The sequence below is a fragment of the Breoghania sp. genome (assembly GCF_963674635.1).
Taxonomy (GTDB): domain Bacteria; phylum Pseudomonadota; class Alphaproteobacteria; order Rhizobiales; family Stappiaceae; genus Breoghania.
Window position 1 is genome coordinate 1,861,259 of record NZ_OY771475.1, and the last position, 18,161, is coordinate 1,879,419.

At 63.7% G+C, this 18,161-nt stretch carries 20 protein-coding genes; 10 read left to right on the top strand and 10 right to left on the bottom strand.

The window, feature by feature from the left end:
- Positions 1-267 precede the first annotated feature (267 nt).
- The 3 genes from ABGM93_RS08225 (at position 268) to ABGM93_RS08235 (ending at position 1,900) form a co-directional block, all read left to right on the top strand.
- On the top strand, positions 268-819 hold the full coding sequence (locus ABGM93_RS08225; protein ID WP_321505786.1) for a DUF6456 domain-containing protein: 552 nt from the start codon (positions 268-270) through the stop codon (positions 817-819).
- 195 nt (positions 820-1,014) lie between these two features.
- Entirely contained in the window at positions 1,015-1,431 is a 417-nt protein-coding gene (locus ABGM93_RS08230) for a hypothetical protein (RefSeq protein ID WP_321505194.1), read from the top strand.
- A gap of 25 nt (positions 1,432-1,456) precedes the next feature.
- A complete protein-coding gene (locus ABGM93_RS08235; protein ID WP_321505197.1) occupies positions 1,457-1,900 on the top strand; it encodes a DsrE family protein in 444 nt (147 codons plus the stop codon).
- Positions 1,901-1,966: 66 nt separating this feature from the next.
- On the opposite strand, the gene ABGM93_RS08240 is transcribed toward ABGM93_RS08235, so the two are convergent.
- Complete coding sequence (locus ABGM93_RS08240; protein WP_321505199.1) at positions 1,967-2,767, bottom strand: peptidoglycan-binding domain-containing protein; 801 nt, start codon at positions 2,765-2,767, stop codon at positions 1,967-1,969.
- A complete protein-coding gene (locus tag ABGM93_RS08245; protein ID WP_321505201.1) occupies positions 2,767-4,635 on the bottom strand; it encodes a PAS domain-containing sensor histidine kinase in 1,869 nt (622 codons plus the stop codon). The genes ABGM93_RS08240 and ABGM93_RS08245 overlap by 1 nt, the downstream gene beginning before the upstream one ends.
- Before the next feature lie 410 nt (positions 4,636-5,045).
- Here ABGM93_RS08245 and ABGM93_RS08250 point away from each other — a divergent pair, with 410 nt between their 5' ends.
- The 3 genes from ABGM93_RS08250 to ABGM93_RS08260 all read left to right on the top strand — a co-directional run bounded on the left by ABGM93_RS08250 (position 5,046) and on the right by ABGM93_RS08260 (position 6,689).
- A complete protein-coding gene (locus tag ABGM93_RS08250) occupies positions 5,046-5,558 on the top strand; it encodes a DUF5330 domain-containing protein (protein WP_321505203.1) in 513 nt (170 codons plus the stop codon).
- Positions 5,559-5,903: 345 nt separating this feature from the next.
- Positions 5,904-6,332, top strand: coding sequence for a SufE family protein (locus ABGM93_RS08255; protein ID WP_321505208.1), 429 nt, complete (start codon positions 5,904-5,906; stop codon positions 6,330-6,332).
- Positions 6,333-6,344: 12 nt separating this feature from the next.
- Entirely contained in the window at positions 6,345-6,689 is a 345-nt protein-coding gene (locus ABGM93_RS08260) for a DUF1491 family protein (RefSeq protein ID WP_321505211.1), read from the top strand.
- Between the two features lie 73 nt (positions 6,690-6,762).
- Here the strand turns inward: ABGM93_RS08260 and ABGM93_RS08265 are convergent, their stop codons facing one another.
- The 3 genes from ABGM93_RS08265 to ABGM93_RS08275 are packed head-to-tail and all read right to left on the bottom strand — an operon-like array spanning position 6,763 to position 10,179.
- Positions 6,763-7,311: a hypothetical protein gene (locus ABGM93_RS08265; protein WP_321505213.1), complete on the bottom strand. Its 549-nt coding sequence runs from the start codon at positions 7,309-7,311 to the stop codon at positions 6,763-6,765.
- Positions 7,308-8,042 (bottom strand): DUF1214 domain-containing protein, encoded by a 735-nt coding sequence (locus ABGM93_RS08270; protein WP_321505215.1) that lies wholly within the window; start codon positions 8,040-8,042, stop codon positions 7,308-7,310. Before ABGM93_RS08270 ends, ABGM93_RS08265 begins: the two co-directional genes overlap by 4 nt.
- Positions 8,043-8,046: 4 nt before the next feature.
- Positions 8,047-10,179 (bottom strand): PBP1A family penicillin-binding protein, encoded by a 2,133-nt coding sequence (locus ABGM93_RS08275; RefSeq protein WP_321505788.1) that lies wholly within the window; start codon positions 10,177-10,179, stop codon positions 8,047-8,049.
- A 598-nt stretch (positions 10,180-10,777) separates the two neighbouring features.
- Between ABGM93_RS08275 and ABGM93_RS08280 the strand changes: the two genes are divergently transcribed.
- Positions 10,778-11,266 carry a YcgN family cysteine cluster protein gene (locus tag ABGM93_RS08280; protein ID WP_321505218.1) on the top strand — a complete coding sequence of 163 codons (489 nt, stop codon included), beginning with the start codon at positions 10,778-10,780 and terminating at the stop codon, positions 11,264-11,266.
- Positions 11,267-11,333: 67 nt separating this feature from the next.
- Here the strand turns inward: ABGM93_RS08280 and ABGM93_RS08285 are convergent, their stop codons facing one another.
- The 3 genes from ABGM93_RS08285 to ABGM93_RS08295 form a co-directional block, all read right to left on the bottom strand.
- Positions 11,334-11,915 carry a PilZ domain-containing protein gene (locus tag ABGM93_RS08285; RefSeq protein WP_321505220.1) on the bottom strand — a complete coding sequence of 194 codons (582 nt, stop codon included), beginning with the start codon at positions 11,913-11,915 and terminating at the stop codon, positions 11,334-11,336.
- 116 nt (positions 11,916-12,031) lie between these two features.
- On the bottom strand, positions 12,032-12,634 hold the full coding sequence (locus ABGM93_RS08290; RefSeq protein WP_319772008.1) for a superoxide dismutase: 603 nt from the start codon (positions 12,632-12,634) through the stop codon (positions 12,032-12,034).
- A gap of 329 nt (positions 12,635-12,963) precedes the next feature.
- A complete protein-coding gene (locus tag ABGM93_RS08295) occupies positions 12,964-13,821 on the bottom strand; it encodes a DUF6159 family protein (protein WP_321505222.1) in 858 nt (285 codons plus the stop codon).
- Positions 13,822-14,010: 189 nt separating this feature from the next.
- Here ABGM93_RS08295 and ABGM93_RS08300 point away from each other — a divergent pair, with 189 nt between their 5' ends.
- The gene (locus ABGM93_RS08300; protein WP_321505224.1) at positions 14,011-15,201 is read left to right on the top strand and encodes a YbfB/YjiJ family MFS transporter; all 1,191 of its coding nucleotides are present in this window, start codon (positions 14,011-14,013) and stop codon (positions 15,199-15,201) included.
- 92 nt (positions 15,202-15,293) lie between these two features.
- On the opposite strand, the gene ABGM93_RS08305 is transcribed toward ABGM93_RS08300, so the two are convergent.
- On the bottom strand, positions 15,294-16,151 hold the full coding sequence (locus ABGM93_RS08305; RefSeq protein ID WP_321335789.1) for a branched-chain amino acid aminotransferase: 858 nt from the start codon (positions 16,149-16,151) through the stop codon (positions 15,294-15,296).
- A gap of 202 nt (positions 16,152-16,353) precedes the next feature.
- On the opposite strand from ABGM93_RS08305, the gene ABGM93_RS08310 reads away from it, so the two are divergent.
- Both ABGM93_RS08310 and ABGM93_RS08315 read left to right on the top strand, forming a co-directional pair.
- Positions 16,354-16,794, top strand: coding sequence for a VOC family protein (locus tag ABGM93_RS08310; protein ID WP_321505227.1), 441 nt, complete (start codon positions 16,354-16,356; stop codon positions 16,792-16,794).
- 95 nt (positions 16,795-16,889) lie between these two features.
- Entirely contained in the window at positions 16,890-17,552 is a 663-nt protein-coding gene (locus tag ABGM93_RS08315; protein WP_319772013.1) for a haloacid dehalogenase type II, read from the top strand.
- 42 nt (positions 17,553-17,594) lie between these two features.
- On the opposite strand, the gene ABGM93_RS08320 is transcribed toward ABGM93_RS08315, so the two are convergent.
- On the bottom strand, positions 17,595-18,002 hold the full coding sequence (locus ABGM93_RS08320) for a hypothetical protein (RefSeq protein WP_321505229.1): 408 nt from the start codon (positions 18,000-18,002) through the stop codon (positions 17,595-17,597).
- Positions 18,003-18,161 lie beyond the last annotated feature (159 nt).

Here is an 18,161-nt window from a genome sequence, read left to right on the forward strand (position 1 = left end):
TGACGTCCACCTGACCCGCACCGATTGCGCTCGCGCCAATAGAGCGGGTGCCAATGTAGTGGCTGCCAGGACATTGCAGGTGCCGCTTGCCCAGTATCGCCAACTGCTGGCGCAAGGACAGCTTGAAACGCGGGGTTCGGACCGCGTCGCGGTGAGCGCACAGGGGCGCGCATGGCTGCGCCGGGCCTTGTCGTGTGGAGACGGTTTTGCCGACCAGCACCGGGAGACGGAGCCGCGGACCTTGACCGATGACGCGCGGGAGAGCCCCTGCGGGTTCAGGTCGATCTCAGCGAAAGCCCGCTTGCCTGGCTCGCCAGGCGCAAGCGGGCCGATGGCAGGCCATGGCTCGATGCGGCGCAGGTCCGCGCAGGAGAGCGGCTGCGCGCGGATTACACCCGCGCCGGGCTCGTTGCGCGGGTAACGGCGGATTGGAGCGCAGCGGGCGGCGGACGCACCAGGCGTTCTGGCGCGCGCGGCGGGCTTGCCGATCTCAATGATGCGGCCCTTGATGCTCGCGATCGGGTGCGCAGGGCGCTTGCCGCGGTCGGGCCGGAGCTGTCGGGGGTTCTCGTCGACGTTTGTTGCGAGTTGCAGGGTCTGGAGGGGGTGGAGCGCAAGCATGGCTGGCCCGCCCGCTCCGGCAAGCTCGTTCTCCGGCTCGCCCTGTCGGGCCTTGCCCGTCACTACGGGCTCTCAGGCACCGCGCAAGGGCCGGAAACGGCGACCACGCGCCATTGGGGCGAGGACGGCTACAGGCCCCGCATGGATGCGCCCGGCGCCGACCAATGCACGAAAGAAAGCGACGGGAAGAATGTCTGACCACGCGCCAGTCCCCCACTGCTCGTCAGGCCTTTGGCCAACAACGTCGGCGACGCCGCTTCCAGAGCAAACGTGCAGGGTTTCGAAACGGAAAAGGGAATGCGGAATTCGAAGGATAAAAGCGCTTCCCTAAAGGCAATAACTATTGGAATATACGACAATATGTTCCGGTGCCTGAACTGAGGGAATGCGCGTTTGCGGCGCTTCGAAAGCCCCATATCTCCTCTACGCAAGCTACTCTCGGCTTTCGTGCTGGCGCATGTCTTTCTCGCTCTCGCCCTGCGATCGAGCATACCGGCGGGCTATATGCCCGACGTCCCCACGCAGGACGGAATTCTCCCCGGCTTCGTCATCTGTCACGCATCGGACCCGTTCGCCCCTTTGGACAATGGCAGTCCGAATGAGGGCAAGCGGGATTGTCCGTTCGCCCTGATCAATCGGCTTGCGATGGGGATAGCCGATGCGCCGCAAGTGATCGCGGTCGCGCACATCCAGCAGGATTTGCCCTTTGTCCTGCCTCCGCAATGCCTCTGCGAGCGGCCCACCAGCGCCTCATTCCTCGCCCGCGGCCCACCACCCTTCACCAATGGAAAACCGACTGAAAACGCCTGAATTTTCCATTGTGGAGGAATAGTCCATGTCTCGTACGAAATCGATCCTCGTCGCCCTCGCCCTGATCACCGGCCTGCTGATGGCTCCCTTGGCCATAAGCCCTGTGTCCGTCGCCTTCGCAGGCGATAGCGACCCTCTCTTCATCAACCTCACGTCGGACGACGGTCACCGCATCAACATGGCGTTGACCTTCGGTGGCAAACAGCACGAGCGCGGCCACAAGCTGACGGTGTTCATGAACGACAAGGCGGTTCTCGCCGCCTCGAAAGCCAACAGTGAGAAGTTCTCGGGCCAGCAGGCGGCGATCGCCGGATTGCTGGAGGCCGGGGCCACTGTCATCGTCTGCCCGATGTGCATGAAGCACTATGGGGTCAACAAGGAAGATCTTCTGGAGGGTCTGAAGCTCGGGGCCCCGGACATCACCGGCGCCGCGCTGTTTGAGGACAACAGCCGGACCCTGACCTGGTAAAGGGCGCAAGGCTCGCAAAATCGAGGGCTCGCGGTTCATATCGCGAGCCCGCTTTGCATGGGCGTGTTATCGCGGGATCGTCTGGCCGGACACTTTTTCCAGCGCCGCCAGCACATCGTCGCCAAGCTGCCCGTCGAGGCTCATGCCGCGGTCCAACTGGAACCGGCGAACCGCGCTGGCCGTCTCGCCTCCCATAAGACCGTCAACCGTCACCGGGCCGTAGCCGAGCCGGGAAAGCAGGCTCTGGGCGGAGCGCACGGTCTCGCGCGGCATCGCGTTGCCGATCGACCCGGTCGGCGACGATGCGGAGCCGACTTCCGCCGGAGGCACAGGTACCGGCACGGTTGACCGGCTGGACGTCGACGGACTGGAGGGGGGCGTGGGGGCGGCCCGCGGCAAGGCCACATCTTCGAGAATGAGCCGCGCGCGCAAGGCGTGGCTCGGGCGGCCGGTCACGGCAAGGCCGGAGGCGCGTTCATAGGCGCGGATCGCCTCTTCCGTGCGCGGTCCGTTCAGTCCGTCAACAGGACCGGAATAGAAGCCGATCCGCTTCAGGGAGCTCTGCAGGTCCGTCACCAGCTCGCTCGGCTGCGGGCGCGACGGCTGCACCGTCTCCGCGACAGCCGCGGCCCGGGTGGAGAAGAGAGGCGCGGGATGCTTGCCGGGCTGGAAGGAAAGCGCATTCGCCACGATCAGGCAGGACGTCAGGAGCATCACGAGGGTGCCCCCGGCCGCCACGGGATTGTCGAGTGCGACACCCGTCATCCGCAGGACTGCGGTTCCCGCCCCGGCGTTGGACGCCTGTCCGCGCCCGTTGGATGCGCTGGCGCGCGGCCTGCTGTTCTTGAATCCGGGTTCGCGCCGCATCACGCCACCATCGGCTTGGCGCTGGGCGCGGCTTTCACGGCGATCGGTTCAACCACGTCACTGGGCAGATCCGTCTTCCGGTCGGGCGTGGACATGAAGGCGGGCAACCGCACGGTCACGCAGGTGCCGACGCCGACGGTGCTTTCGAAAATCACCTCGCCGCCATGCAGCGCAACCAGCCCCTTGACCACCGAAAGGCCCAGTCCCGTGCCTTCATGGCGACGGTCATAGCCGGAATCGATCTGGAGGAACGGCGTGCCGAGGCGGGCCAGATCGTCGGCGGCGATGCCGACGCCAGTGTCGCGCACCCGCACATCGATCCATTCGCCGTCCTGCTTGGCGGCCACGGTGACGGCCCCGCCCAGCTTGGTGAACTTGATGGCGTTGGAAAGCAGGTTGATGAAGATCTGCTTGCAGGCGCGGCGGTCGCCGTTCAGCTCCGGAAGGTTCTCCGGCATATCAAACACAAGCTGCACGCCTCGGCTCGCTGCCTGCTGGCGCATCATGTCCACACATTCGCCGATGCAGCGTCCGGGCACAAAGGGTTCGATGCAGAGATCGAAATTGCCGGTCTCGATCTTGGACATGTCGAGGATCTCGTTCACCACCTGAAGCAGATGGTGACCGGAATCATGAATGAGGTCGACGTATTCGCGCTGGCGTTCCGGGGGAAGCTGCTCGGGCGTGAACTGGCGCAGGATATCGGAAAAGCCGATGATCGCGTTGAGCGGGGTGCGCAGTTCGTGGCTGACATTGGCCAGGAACCGGGTCTTGGCGGCACTGGCCGCCTCCGCCTGCTGCTGGGCTTCCTCCAGCTCCTCCTCATGGGCCTTGTAGCGGGTGATGTCCCGCGTCACCGCCACGACCGCGGCCTCGCCGTCGCTGATATCGCAATAGCCCATGGGGCGGCAGCGCATTTCCAGCCAGACATAGCTCGGCTGGCCGTTTTCACCCGGCTTTGACGGGCCACGACGGGCGCGGAACTGAAGCGACTTGGCGCTCTTGTGCACGGCCACGTCGTTGAGCGTGGTCAGGAAGGCCGGGCGGTCCGCCACATGAACGCGCTGGAAAAAGCCGTCGCCGGTCGCCTCCTGCACGGACAGATCCAGCAGGCTGCGGATGGACGGCGTGGAAAAGAGTGTGTCGCCATGGCTGGAATGCAGCGTGATCACGTCGGAAAGGTTGTCGGCCACCAGCCGGTAGCGCGCTTCACGCTCGCTTGCGACCTGATCGGCATCGGCGCCCGACCATTCCACACGGAACGCGACGAGCAGCGCATAGAAGAGACCGGAGAGGATCGCCAGGGACTTGACCTGCCCGTCGCCCCAATTGGCTGCGAAGGGCCCGGCGTCGAACCCGGCCTGCGCGGCGATCAGGAGGGCCGCCACGACGCCGGCAGCGGCCATGGTCGCCAGCATGATGACCTTGCGCGAGCGCGACAGCGCGGCTTCCAGCGGAACGATTGCGAGCCAGACGAGCGCGACGGAATCAAGTCCGCCGGTCACAAAGGCCATCCAGCCAATGAAAGAAGAGAACAGGGCAGCCGACAGCGCGTGCGCGGTTTCGAACTTGCCGGTCACGGACAAATACATGGCGATCGGCATCTGGCCGGCCAGCCACGCGAAGGCGAGCGCCTGGGGAAGAGTGATGCCACCAGTAAAGGCCAGGTGCAGCGGCAGCGCGAAGAGCGCCAGCGCACCTGCCGTCAGATTGGCGGCGATGAAGGCCCGGTGCCTCCCGCGCAGGAGCGAATCGGAGGCGGCACACGGATGCACCAGCCCGTCCAGAAAGCGCCCTGCGGAGGCAATGAACTCGATACTACGCAATGCCTTGAATCCGATGCCAGATACGCGGGCACCGTCCCTCATCGTGAGTCTGCGGGAATGATGGCAGCAACGACTTAAGGAACGCTAAAGCGAGAGCCGACAATTGCGACCTTGTACTTATGCAACAGGTAGGCACGTGTCGTTTTTTGCGTGGGCAAGGATGCAGCAGAGACAAAAAAGGGATTTTTTCGGTTGCGAATCCCTTAACGCACGGGGCCCATAACCCTCTGTTAATATAAAGAAAATGCTCATTTCATCAGGGTTTCTGCGGATCACGCGAATTCGATTAAAATTTGAATCGAATTTGTCTCCAATTCGCTTCGCATTTGTCGAAAAACGCGCCAGCGGACGAAACGCCTATTTGGGAAGCGACTGCTAGCCTTCAGTCATACCGGGAAGCCAGCCGCCTGAACGAGCCGGCTCCCGCCAAGACTGAACAAAGGGCTCGCGTCATGTTTTTCATTCTTCGCACAGCGTTCTGGCTGTCACTTGTGATCCTGCTTATCCCCGCGGATGCCTCCACGGTGGACGAGGACCAGACCCACATTTCCACGTTCCAGGCCATCGGGGCCGCACAAGAGACCTATTCGGACATGGTCCGCTTTTGCGAGCGCAACCGCACGGCCTGTGAAACCGGTAGCGCCGCGCTGGAGATCTTCTCCGCCAAGGCTCGCACCGGCGCGCGCATGATCTATGAGTATCTGGGACCCGACAGCGGGGCTTCCGAAGACACGTCGACGGTTGCCGAAGCCGCCCCGCACATCACCACCGGGTCAATCAAGCCGGGTGAGGAAACGGTGAGCGCCTATCCGGCCACCCCGGTCAACACCGGCACCCTCACAGCGCGCGACATGGCTCCGGCCTGGACGGCGGCGAGCGGTACGGAAGCAACGCCTGGCAATGCCAGCCGGGTGCGCGCCCCGATCAAGACCCCGCCGCTGCCGCAGGGAAAGCCGACTGTCTGATCCGTTCTCCTTGCAGGGCCGACAAGCCCTGCGCGCCTCGCTGCAAACGAGGCCCCTGACCTGAATATACACGTGGCCGTCGTCGCCGGAGCCCTCCTGAAGGCACCGGGCCAACGATGACGGACATCAACTGAGGCAGGTTTCTCCTGTCAACGTCGCAGGGGGTGAATGCCCTTCCCCTTGCGGCGTTTTTTTTTGCGCGCGCGTGACGAAAGAAGCGGTGGATGTTTGCCACGCCGCGCGCGAGGCGATATGTCGGAGGAACGAGACGTCGCCGGTTGCCTCCGCCCCAGCGAAGATTGGGCCCGAGTTTCACCGGCGAACACAGGAAGGCGCGGCTGCGGCATGACGAAAATCGACGACATCATCGACAATTTCGAGTTCCTGGACGACTGGGAAGACCGCTATCGCTATGTGATCGAACTGGGACGGGAAATGCCCAACCTCCCCGCCGACGCCTGCACGGAAGCCAACAAGGTTCAGGGCTGCGTCTCGCAGGTTTGGCTGGTCAGTTCTGTGGAAAAGGACGCGGACGGCACTATGCGCCTCACCTATCTCGGTGACAGCGACGCATTCATCGTGCGCGGGCTTGTCGCCATTTTGCTGGCGATGGTGTCCGGCAAGACGGCGCAGGAAATCCTCGACCTCGATGTGGAGGCCGGATTTGCGCAGATGGGCCTGCGCGAACATCTGACGCCGCAGCGTTCCAATGGCCTGACATCGATGGTCAACCGCATCCGCCGCGATGCGGAAGCCGCACTCGCTGCGGCCTGACGGGTCTCCGCCGTGGCGCGCGTCACTTCCGAATTCTGGGTTTCCGCCCATACGCGGCGCGTCTTCCTCGAAGGGGCTTTCGCAGCCGTTGTCCGCAAGGGCTCGCCGGAAGCGGGGGCAATCTTCGTGCGTGTGGACCGTCTTGACGGCACCATCGACCTCTATGGCCCCGCACCGCAGAGCTTTTTCGATGAGGAAACAAGCGGCGAGCGGCGCTTCGAATGTATCGGACGCGGCATGAGCGCGCTGGACGTTCAGGAGAAATTCGAGCGCGAAGCCCGCATGGACCCGGATTTCTGGGTGCTCGACATCGAGGACCGCGACGGGCGGCATTTCCTCGATCTGGCGCAAGACTGAGCCGCCCCCCACCGACGCGCCAGCCCTGAGCCTGCCCTCTCCTTCACAAGACGTTTCGTGAAGGAACGGCGCTCTAGACCTTCAGATGCTCACAGATCGCCCGGCCGAGGGCTTCGTCGATCGTTTCCAATTCGCGCGGATCGGGCACGAACGCCCTGAGCATGGCAAAGGCGTGTTCGTCGTCGGTCTCGATCACGATCAGGCTTTCCAGATCGGCCGGCGGGTTCTCGCGCAGGATCGCCAGCTGCGAGGAGGTGAGCACCAGCATCGCCAGCTTGCCTTCACCGGACGTGCGGTCATTAAAGGAATAGGTGGTTTCGCCGCGCCGATTGAACAGCGAGAACGACCAGAACGTTTCGGGCAGCGTCGCATCGAGGCGCACCGGTCCGTCGGCAAGCGAGAAGCGGCACACCGCATGGGCCATGGTCGGATCGAGCATGGGCAGCGGTTCGGAGCCCGGCTTGACGGCAGGCAGCACGTTGAAGCGGGCTTCGGGGCCGAATTTCTCAAGACGCGCCCAGGCATCTTCGGTGGTGAAATCCGGCACGAGAATGACCGCGATGATGTGAATGACGCCGCCCAGCAAAAGCCCGCCGAGCAGCCAGAGCGCGGTGCGGATCATCGGCACTGCTCCTTGAGGACCGCGGGCATGGAAATTTCCTGAAGCCCCGCACCGGTGGTGAGCGGGGTGTCATAGAGGCGGAGCACGAGCGTCATCGCATCGGACCCGGCGACCGGCAGCCAGTTGCCGGGGCGCGCCTTAGTCGAGACCTCGATATCGAAATCGCCGTTGGGCTTGCGCAGGATCTCGCGACTGTCGAGGGCGACGCGGCCCGCATCGGTTTCCAGCAAGGCGCCCCTGCTATTGATGGCGGTCAGCGTCCACATGCGCGCAGGCGGCGTCTGGCCGGAAAGCCGATAGTCGCACCCCGCCGTCAGGCGGTCGCCCGCATTGTCGCGGTCGGCGAAAAAGGCCAGGCCTTCGCCGCTTCCAAGCGGCACCTGCCCCGTGCGGGCGGTGGTGGCCGCGGAATAGGGGTCCGCATCCGGTGTGCCCGCGGTCGGATAGGCGATCCATTCGCCAAGCTGCACCTCGCCGAAGAGGCGTCCGCGATCGACCGCCAGATAGGCCGAGCCGATGCCCGCCACCAGGGCGACCATGACGGCCAGCATCAGATTGGGCAGGAAGAACTGGATGGGCGGGCGCTTGGGAAGCTCATCGATACGCCAGGCATCGCGCGGCGAAGACCGCGGCTTTCCGCTATTCGGCCTCCGCCCCCCCAACCTGCGGGCATGCGCAAGGGCCCCGCTCAGTTTGCGGGACGGTTTTTGCGGATTGTCGGCAAGGGCCATGACGTCAATTCACCTCGCCGGAGATCGAACCGGTCGTGACCGGCGCTGCGGACAGCCTGCCCGGGCCGACATCGCGAACCGGATGGGAGAAGGCGTGACGTTGCCCCGGCGGCGGAAGCGGCGTGACATCGCGGAAGAGGCTCTGGATACGCCGCAGGACCTCGGTGCCTTCCTTGGTGAGGAGGCGCGGATTTGCTCCGAAGGGCTGGCCGTCCTCCCCGTTGGCGGCTTCGGCGACACGCGCATCGGCCGGGTTTTCGTTGACGCCGGGCAGCGGGCGCTGTTCAACGCCTGCCTGCGCATAACGCATGTAGGTCTGCCAGGTCATGGCGGGCAGATTACCGCCGGTCACGCGGACCGTGGGGGTGTAGTTGTCATTGCCCAACCACACGGCGGTGCAATAGTTGCCCGTGTAACCGACGAACCAGGCATCGCGATAGGCCTGCGTCGTGCCGGTCTTGCCGGCGGACACCACGCCATCGATCTGGGCGCGCCGTCCCGTGCCCGCCTGCACCACATTGTGCAGAACCTCGTTCATCTCCTCCACCTTGTCGCGCGGAAGAATGCGCTCGGGTGGCGGGGCATTGCGATCATGGGACCAGATGGTCTTCCCTTCGGAATTCTTGATCTCCAGCACACCATAGGGCGTCGCCTTGTAGCCGCCATTGGCCAAGGTGGCATAGGCGCCCGCCATGTCCAAAACGGTGACTTCCGCCACGCCAAGCGGCAATGCGCGGCTGATCTTGAGTTCGGAGCGGATGCCCATCTTGTAGGCGGCATCGACGATCTTGTCGCGGCCGATGGCCTGCGCCAACCGCACCGGGACGGTGTTGATGGAGTGGGTGAGCGCGGTCTTCAGCGTGACCGACCCGCGATACGAGCGGCCATAGTTGCGCGGGCTCCAGCCGCCGATCGAGATCGGGGCATCGGGCACGATGGAATTCGGCGAATAACCGTTCAGGAAGGCGGCCATATAGACGAAGACCTTGAAGGAAGAGCCGGGCTGACGCAGCGCGTCCACCGCGCGGTTGAACTGGCTTGCGCCATAATCATGCCCACCGACCATGGCGCGCACCGCGCCGTCGGGGGTCACGGAGACAAGCGCCCCCTGCCCCACGCGCCGCTCCTGTCCGTATTGACGAAGCGTTGAGGTGACGGAGCGGTCCGCCTGCGCCTGAAGAGCGGGATCAAGCGTCGTGCGAACCGTCAGAATGCGGTCATTGCCATGCGCCAGCCGCTTCACCTCGTCATAGGCCCAGTCGAGGAAGTTGTCCGGGCTCTCGTCCTTGGAGCGGTCCACGGCGGTGGCCGGGTTGCGCCTTGCACCGATGACCTGGCCTTCCGTCATGAAGCCGGCCTGCACCATGTTGGTGAGAACCTCATTGGCGCGAAGGCGCGCGGCGGGCAGGTTGATATGCGGGGCGTATTTGGTCGGCGCCTTGTAGAGACCCGACAGCATCGCGGCCTCCGCCAGCGTCACGTCGCGCACGGACTTGCCGAAATAGAATTCCGCCGCCGCCCCCACGCCGAAGGTGCCGCCCCCCATATAGGCGCGGTCGAGATAGAGTTTCAGGATCTCGCGCTTGGACAGGTTCACCTCAAGCCACAGCGAGAGGAAGGCCTCCTTGATCTTGCGGTCGAGTGTGCGCTCGTTGGACAGGAACAGGTTCTTGGCAAGCTGCTGGGTGATCGACGAACCGCCTTCCACCACGCCGTTGGCGCGCAGGTTGGCGACGAGCGCACGCAAGGTGCCCAGCACGTCGATGCCGAAATGATAGAAGAAGCGCCGATCCTCGGTCGCCAGCGTGGCCTTGACCAGATAGTCCGGCAGTTCTTCCAGCGGCACGGAATTGTTCAAGAGAATCCCGCGCCGTCCAATCTCGTTGCCATAGCGATCGAGAAAGGTGACGGCAAAATCGTTTGTGGTTCGCCAATCCGCCTTGCGCGTTGCCTGGAAGGCGGGCAACGCCAGCGCCAGCATCAGGATCGACCCGGCAAGGCCGAAGGTCAGGGCATCGCAGGCCAGTTCGTTGGCGAGGCGGCTGAAACCGCGAACGCGGAACCGACGCAGCCAGACCGAATAGCTCTCGATGCCGCGCGCGAGCGCGCGCCCGACGCGCCAGCCCGTGGAATCGATCCACGCATCGGCAGCCAGCAGCCGGTTGGAAATACGCCGACCAAGCCCGACCGGCGCTTTCGCCGGGGCATCGGGGGAATCACCGCTGTCCTGCGGCTGGCTCGTCTCGCCCTTCGACGAAGGCGCGGCTTCAGCTTGCAGCTTGCCGGGCCCGTCGCCTTTCGGCTGGCCTTCATGATCGGTCTCGTTGTCGCTCAACGCTTCCGGTTCCCGTCTTTCAGGTTGCGGCAGGGGGCGGAATCCCGCCATCTTCCCGCCTTAACCCCTCTCGCCCCGAATCTCGCCCCGAATTCCGATCCGGCGTCCAAGCGGCCCCCACCGCCGGTCCCGGCCATCCCGATCTTGAGGCGCATCGCATGTGGCCCATGTCATGTGCGACCACATTGTCGGCGAAGATGCGTTCCAATATCCGGCTCGCGCCAGTATAGGACGTGCCGGGGTGCCTCCGGAATACGCAAAGATGTTAAAAGGCTCGTGAAGAGGCGATCATTTCACAGCTGATGCCGACGCGATACAGGCCGCTCCAAACGCACCTTCCATATCGCTTCGCGAGACAACCGCAAGTCACCTCTCGCGTCAATCGAAAGAAATGCAGTCCATGACCTCGACCGACCCTCAAGCCGATCCGTTTTGGCGCACCAAGAGCCTGGAGGCGCTGACGCCTGCGGAATGGGAATCCCTGTGCGACGGATGCGGTCGGTGCTGCCTGAACAAGCTGGAAGATTGGGACACCGGCCAGATCGAGTGGACCAGCATCGCCTGCACCTTGCTGGATGGCCAGACATGCCGCTGCCGGGACTATGAGACCCGTCATCAGACGGTTCCCGACTGCGTCCAGCTCACGCCTGCGGAAGTGCGCACCCTGACATGGCTGCCGCCGACCTGCGCCTACCGGCTGGTGGCCGACGGGCACGATCTCTACTGGTGGCATCCGCTCATTTCCGGTTCGCCCGACACGGTGCACGAAGCCGGCATCTCGGTGCGCGGGCGCACCATTTCCGAAGATGGCATGGCGCTTGAGGAGTACGAAAACTATCTCGTCGACTGGCCGCTCATCGATGGGCCCATCCCTGAAGACGCAAGCTGAACACCGCTAGTCGGGTGGACCGGCGAGACAAACCGGCACTCCCGACGCCAGGCCCGCTTAGCCCGCCTCAGTCATCCATTTCATAGAGCTTGCGCAGCCTTGCGCGCAGGCGATCGGGTTTCAGCCCCCTCACCTTCGCGGCGGGCACGTCGAAGCTGACGCCGGTTTCATCGCCCCGCCGCCAGCAAATTCTTGCCGGGATGATCGCGTCTTCCACCTCGTCATGGAGGATGACGACATGCGGCAGATCCACCTTCGCCGAGACGATCAGTTTCGCGCCTCCCTGGGAGACGTCACGAATGGCGCATTCGGCCAGAAAACGCTCCCCCACATCCGCCACCTTGCCAATGCGCAGACGCGTGGCGCGGCGCGGGTAACGGCGGCTATCGCCGTCGCAGGACGGTCGGCGGTCGGAGCCGGATGAGCCTGTGATCTCACCGTCCGGCGCGCGCTCAGCCGTTTCCCTCTGTTGCGGTCTTTCTTCCGGTTCCTTGCGACGCACGACGTGCACGGCGACGAGATCGATCACCTTGCCACCTTGGCGGCCTTTTTCGTGGTCGCTCAGCACATGAAACCGCGCAGGCGGATCCTCTGTGTGTTCCTCAAGGGGAAGATCGGGGCCTGGCGCGTGGTCGGTCGGGTCTCTCATGAGCCCCATTCTCGCGCGTGGACTTTGCCTGAGGCTGGACAGAAGTGCGATTTCAAAGAAAAAGGGCAGGCCCCTTGCAAGGCCTGCCCTTCTCGAATTTCCGCAGTGAAGACCGCTTATTTCGCGGCTTCGAAAAGCTCTTCGACATAGTCCCAGTTGATCAGGTTATCGACGAAAGCTTCCAGGTACTTCGGACGCGCGTTGCGGTAATCGATGTAATAGGAGTGCTCCCACACATCGACACCGAGAAGCGGCGTCGCGCCGTGAACCAGCGGATTTTCGCCGTTCGGCGTCTTGGTGATTTCAAGCTTGCCGTCGCCGTTGAGCACCAGCCAGGCCCAGCCGGACCCGAACTGCCCGGCACCGGCAGCGCAGAAATCGGCCTTGAACTTGTCATAGCCGCCCAGATCGCTGTCGATCTTGGTGGCCAGCGCGCCCGGAATGGACTTGCCGCCGCCATTCGGCTTCATCCACTTCCAGAAATGGATGTGGTTGTAATGCTGGGCCGCGTTGTTGAAGAGGCCCGCATTCTTGCCGAAGCTTTCCTTGATCACATCTTCAAGCGCCTTGCCCTCAAGGCCGCTGTCCTTCAGCAGGTTGTTGCCGTTGGTCACATAAGCCTGATGGTGCTTGTCGTGGTGATACTCCAGCGTCTCCGCCGACATGTAAGGGGCGAGCGCGTCGTAGGCATAGGGAAGTTCGGGAAGTTCGAACGCCATTTGGGTCCTCCTTTGGGGTAAACGTTGGCAGGTCGCCTTGTCGGTTCTCAGCCCTTTCCAGGCTGCTGTGATGCCGTTGCGGCCTTGCCGACTTTTCTTCGCGAAAACGTGTTCCGGGATTGCATCTCGATGTGAATGGGTCGGCTGATGCGGCAATGCGCATTGTCGTTGAAAGGCAACATAGGTAGATGCCCCGCCCCCGGCAATGGCATCCGCATCGCCTATTGTCATTTTATCAATGCACGGGCCCGCCGCCCGGTTCCGACATTTGGGAAAAAACGCCGGTCCTTTCGCCTTTGAGGGCGAGCGCGCGGCTGCAGACGATGCGCTTAATCCTCGGAGAAGGCGTTGCGCATGATGTGGCTGTCGAAGTTTTCCGGCACCCGGCCCTCATAGGCATAGATGTAGAGCGCGGCTTTCAGGATGGCGTTCAATGTGGAAACGATGAGCCCCGTAAACGCGATCCAGACCACCAGCAAAGCCGCGATCACCATGGAGCGCACGGGGTCCTGCTCCCAGTCCTTCACCAGAAAGAACACGAAGGGGATGGTGAGATAGACGGCAGCCAGATGCAGGATTGTGAGCCCCGCATTGGCGACCAGCGCCTCGCCCCATGTCTTGCGGATCATGCCCACGGACTGGCGCACGGCGCGAACCGGCCCCACGCCTTCCACCACGAGGGCAGGCACCGCGAAATAGACAGCTACCGACCATGCCGCCCCCATGAGCCCTGCGAAAATCCGGCCGAGCCCCTTCGATCGGCTGGAGATGAAATTCAGGATCATGCCGACGCTGGCGGCGAACAACGCCCAGGCGAAGATCTGCGGCAGCATGCGCGCGGCGGCGCGCAGGCCGTCCATCACCGTGGGGTCCTCGCCCGACATGCGGATCATCGCGCAGGTGAGCAGCCCCGCATTGAAGAAGGTGACGACGAAATAGCCCAGGAAATAGAGCAGGAACATCAAGGCCACGAAACTGGGATTGGAGTAGGGATCGCCGCTTTCCTGAAGCGTCTCAGCGAATTGCTGCAGCGTGCCGTACATGTAGGCGGGGGTGAAGACCAGGCCCAACACGCCGCCCAGCGCCAGCACCGACAGGATGGGAAAGAGCAGCATCTCCTTGTCGAGCATGAGCACACGCCAGCATGCGCCGCCAAGTGCAACCGCCCTGTTGAACCTCTCCATCATGGTGCTTGCCCCTCTTGCGACCCGCTGTCCGGCCGCCCGTAGCCGCCCAGGGTCCGGATCGAAGCACACCACCTCCTAAAAGGGAATGAACCGGCTGAGATCCGCGCCGCTCCCTTGGCGCGCGCGCCAAACTGCCGTTAGGTTCGAATGAGCACTTGGCGCAGGTAGCGAACATGCTAACCTGACAGAATGTCGCAGGTTGCATCCCCTTCCCCCACAGTCTTTCCCGTTGCCATCGGCGGGCTTTGTTCGCTGGTCGCCTCCATGGGCATCGCGCGTTTCATGTTCACCCCCATCCTTCCCTTCATGGTGGAGGATGCGGGACTGACGCCGGGTGAAGGCGGGCTCATCGCCTCCGCGAATTTCCTCGCCTACATGATCGGCGCGCTGGCCGCCGCCTCCGGACGGCTCAACGCGCTGTTGCCGGGCGACCGGCGCACGATCTTCCTGTCGGCCATCGCCGTTTCCGCCATCACCACCGCCGCCATGGGGCTGTTCGGCAATGTCGCGATCTTCATGATCATCCGTTTCATCAGCGGTCTTTCCAGCGCCTATGTGCTGGTCTTCGGTTCCGCGCTGGTGATGGACCGGATCAACGCTGCCGGACGTCCGGAGCTGGTGGCGCTCTATTTTTCGGGCGTGGGCTTCGGCATGGCGGGCTCCGCCCTTCTCGTGGCGGGCCTTGCGGCGGCTGGGGCCGACTGGCGAACCTTCTGGTATGCGGGCGGGCTCGTGACTGTGGTGTTGCTGGCCGTGTGCGCGGTGCTGGTGGATCCCGCGCCAGAGCCCCGCCGGAGCCGCCCCACGGCCAGCGCCCGCCCGAGCCGCCAGCTGGTGGCGCTTTATGTGAGTTACGGCCTTTTCGGCTTCGGATATGTCATCACCACCACCTTCATCTCCACCATGGCGCGGATGTCTCCCACCCTCAGCCCCTATGAGACGGAGATCTGGGCAGCCCTCGGGTTCGCCGCCATTCCCTCTGTCGCGCTTTGGGTGGCCGCGGCGCGCAGGATCGGCAATGCCCGCACCTATGCGCTTGCCTGCCTTGTGGAAGCCTGCGGCGTCGCGCTGACGGTGGTGTCAGACAGCGGCTTTGTCGTTGTTGTGGGCGGCATGATGGTGGGGGGCACCTTCATCGCGATCACCGCGGTGGGGCTGATGCAGGCGCGGCTTCTGACACGCGGCGACCCGCAGGCCTCCGTCGCGCTGATGACAGCGTCCTTCGGGCTGGGACAGATGGTCGGCCCGACCATCGCGGGTCTCGTCCACGACGTCACGGGCAGCTTCACCCTGCCCTCGCTTGCCGCGGCCACCGCGCTGGTCGTGGCGTCCGGCCTCGCCATCCTTCCGTTTTCCGATGTGGAAACGGAAGCGGTCTGAGCCGCAACCCATGCCTTGCGGACACGAAAAAGGCACAAGACACCTCGGTGCCTTGCGCCTTTTTTGATTTCGAAAAAACGGGCTGCCCCGCCTCAGGCGTGGGCGAATTCCCAGTAGAGTTCGCGGGCGCGCTTGGCGATCGGGCCATGCTCCAGTTCGCGATCCTCGATGCGGTTGGCCGGCATCACCTTTGAGAAGTTGCCGGTGGAGAAGATCTCGTCGGCTTCCAGGAAATCCTCGATCCGCAGGTTGCCCTCACGGACTTCATAGCCCGCGCCGCGCAGCAGCTTGATGATGCGCTGACGGGTGATGCCATTGAGGAAGGTGCCATTGGGATACGGGGTGTAGACCACGCCGTCCTTGGCCATGAAGATGTTGGCGGTTGCCAGCTCCGCCACATTACCCATCATGTCGCGCACAAGCGCATTGTCGAAGCCACGGTCATGGGCTTCCACATAGGCGCGCGCGTTGTTGGGATAGAGGCAACCGGCCTTGGCATCCACCATCGCGGTTTCCGGCGTGGGACGACGGTAGGGCGAGAGCGTCACGGAAAAGCTGTCATCCGCCGCAGGCATCGGCGCCGCAAATAAGTTCATGCAGAAGCGGGTGCTTTCCGGATCCGGCGCGATGACGCCCAGACCGCCCTTTTCCGCCCAATACATCGGCTTGATGTAGACCGCGACGCCCGGCTCGAACTTGGACGCGCCTTCGCGCGCAAGTTCCATCATCTCCCCCACGGCCATGGTCGCCTTCATGCCCATGGTCTGCGCGGAGGCATTGGCGCGCGCCATGTGCAGGTCAAGATCCGGAAATACGCCTTCGAACGCCCTTGCCCCGTCAAACACGCTCGAACTCATCCACATTGCATGCGTGCTCGGCCCCGCAATCAGGGGATTTCCGTCGTGCCACGCGCCGTCGACCCACGTCCAGGTCTCTGACCATTCCGTCATGAGTATATCCTTGCTTCCATATTATTCGTCTCAGAACCAGCGAGACGGCCCCGATCAAACGCCCTTGACGCGTGAGGATCAAGGTCTTCGGGCAATATAGGTTAGAACAGAAAGTTTTCTCCCTCCAACAAGCAGGTTTCTTGTTTTGTTCCGCTTCATTTTTTACAGTGGCGGAACTTTTCCCCAGCCGGAGCGCGCAACGATGGAACAGCGAATTTCCCTGATCACTCTTGGCGTCGATGACCTTGCCACGGCACGGGCCTTCTTTGAAGCGGGCCTGGGGTGGCACCGCGCGGCGTTCGAGAGCGAGAAAATCGCCTTCTACCAGTGCGGCTCCATGGCGCTTGCGCTGTTTGGACGGGCGGATCTGGCCGCGGATGCCGGACTGGACCTGCCGGAGGGGGCCGATGACGCCGATTTTCAGGCCGTCACGATCGCGTGGAACGGGCGCAGCGAAGCGGAGGTGGACAGCGTTTTCGAAGAGGCTGTCGCTGCGGGCGCGCAACCGCTGAAATCCCCGCACAGGGTGTTTTGGGGCGGGTATTCCTCTTATGTGCGCATTCCGGGCAGCCCTCACCTTCTGGAGATCGCCTACAATCCGGGCGTCACGCTGGATCAGGACGGGCGTATCTGCCTGCCGTGACACACGAAACCTGCAAAGGGACGCCTTGACGGGACCGGCGGCAGACGTTCTTCTGCGGGGCCTGCTTCCAATGGAGCGCCGCAAGGAGCCGAACCATGTCTCATTCCGCTTATGTCTTCGATGCCTATGGCACGCTTTTCGACGTGCATGCGGCGGTGCGCAAGCATGAGGAGGCGGTCGGCCCCGACGCCAATCTGGTGTCGATGATCTGGCGCGCCAAGCAGCTTGAATATTCCTGGACCCGCACCATGATGGGGCGCTACCGGGATTTCTGGGAGCTGACGGAACAGGCGCTCGACTACGCGCTTGCCGCGGTGCCCACGGCCGACACCTCCATGCGCGCCGCGCTTCTGGAGGCCTATCACCGGCTTGATTGTTACGGCGAAGTGCCGGAGGTGCTCAAGCAACTGCGCGACAGCGGCGCGAAGCTCGCCATCCTGTCCAACGGGACGCCGGAAATGCTGGCGGGCGCGGTTTCGGCTGCCGGTCTCGACGGGGTTCTGGACGAGGTTTTCTCCGTCGATCCCTTGCGCGCCTACAAGACCGACGAGCGCGTCTACGAGATGGTGACGAACCATTTCCGCATCTATCCGGAAACGGTGTCGTTCCAGTCGTCCAATCGCTGGGATATTGCGGGCGCGACGAATTTCGGGTTCCGCACCGTTTGGATCAACCGCACCAACCTGCCGGATGAATATCACGACCTGCCGCCGAACGCGGTTCTGCCAGATCTGACAGGGCTGGCCGCGCTGGGCTGATCTTCAAAAGCCCAGTTGTTGCGGACCTGGTGCGCTGACGCCTTAGCGGCGCGTGCACTCGGCGGAGGAGACGATGGTCATGGCGGCGCGCATCTGCTCCAGCCAGTAGCGGCATTCCCCCCTGCTGGGGAAGCAGGCTTCGCGGGCGATGTTGCGCGTCTCGTGCGGCCCGAGGAAAATGCGCCCGCCCGCAAGCCCGCGCCAATAGCTGCCGGGTGCGTGGCTGCTTGCCACGACGGCGCAGTCATATTCGGTGCCGCTCGGATCGAAAACCCAGCCGGTGCGATGGTCGTAAAAGGTGGAGGCGCCATAGCAGCCCGCCAGACCAAGCAACACCGCGCCTGCGGCCAGAACCGGCCAGCGGCGCGTGAGCCCGCGGCGAAGGCGTGCGGCGCGCGTGGCCCCGGCAACCTGCGGATGATCTGCGGTTTCGTGCGCTTGGCTCGACATGCTCGCTCCCCAATCCAGTGATCCGTCCCGGAGGCCGCGCTTTCGCAGCGTCCGGCTGTTGCGTGATCAATACCACCATTCGCGCCCGTTGTAGGGCACGCGTGTTTGCTTTCAAAGCACAATCGCCGACAAGGACATCGGCAGCGTCGTCCCTCACCA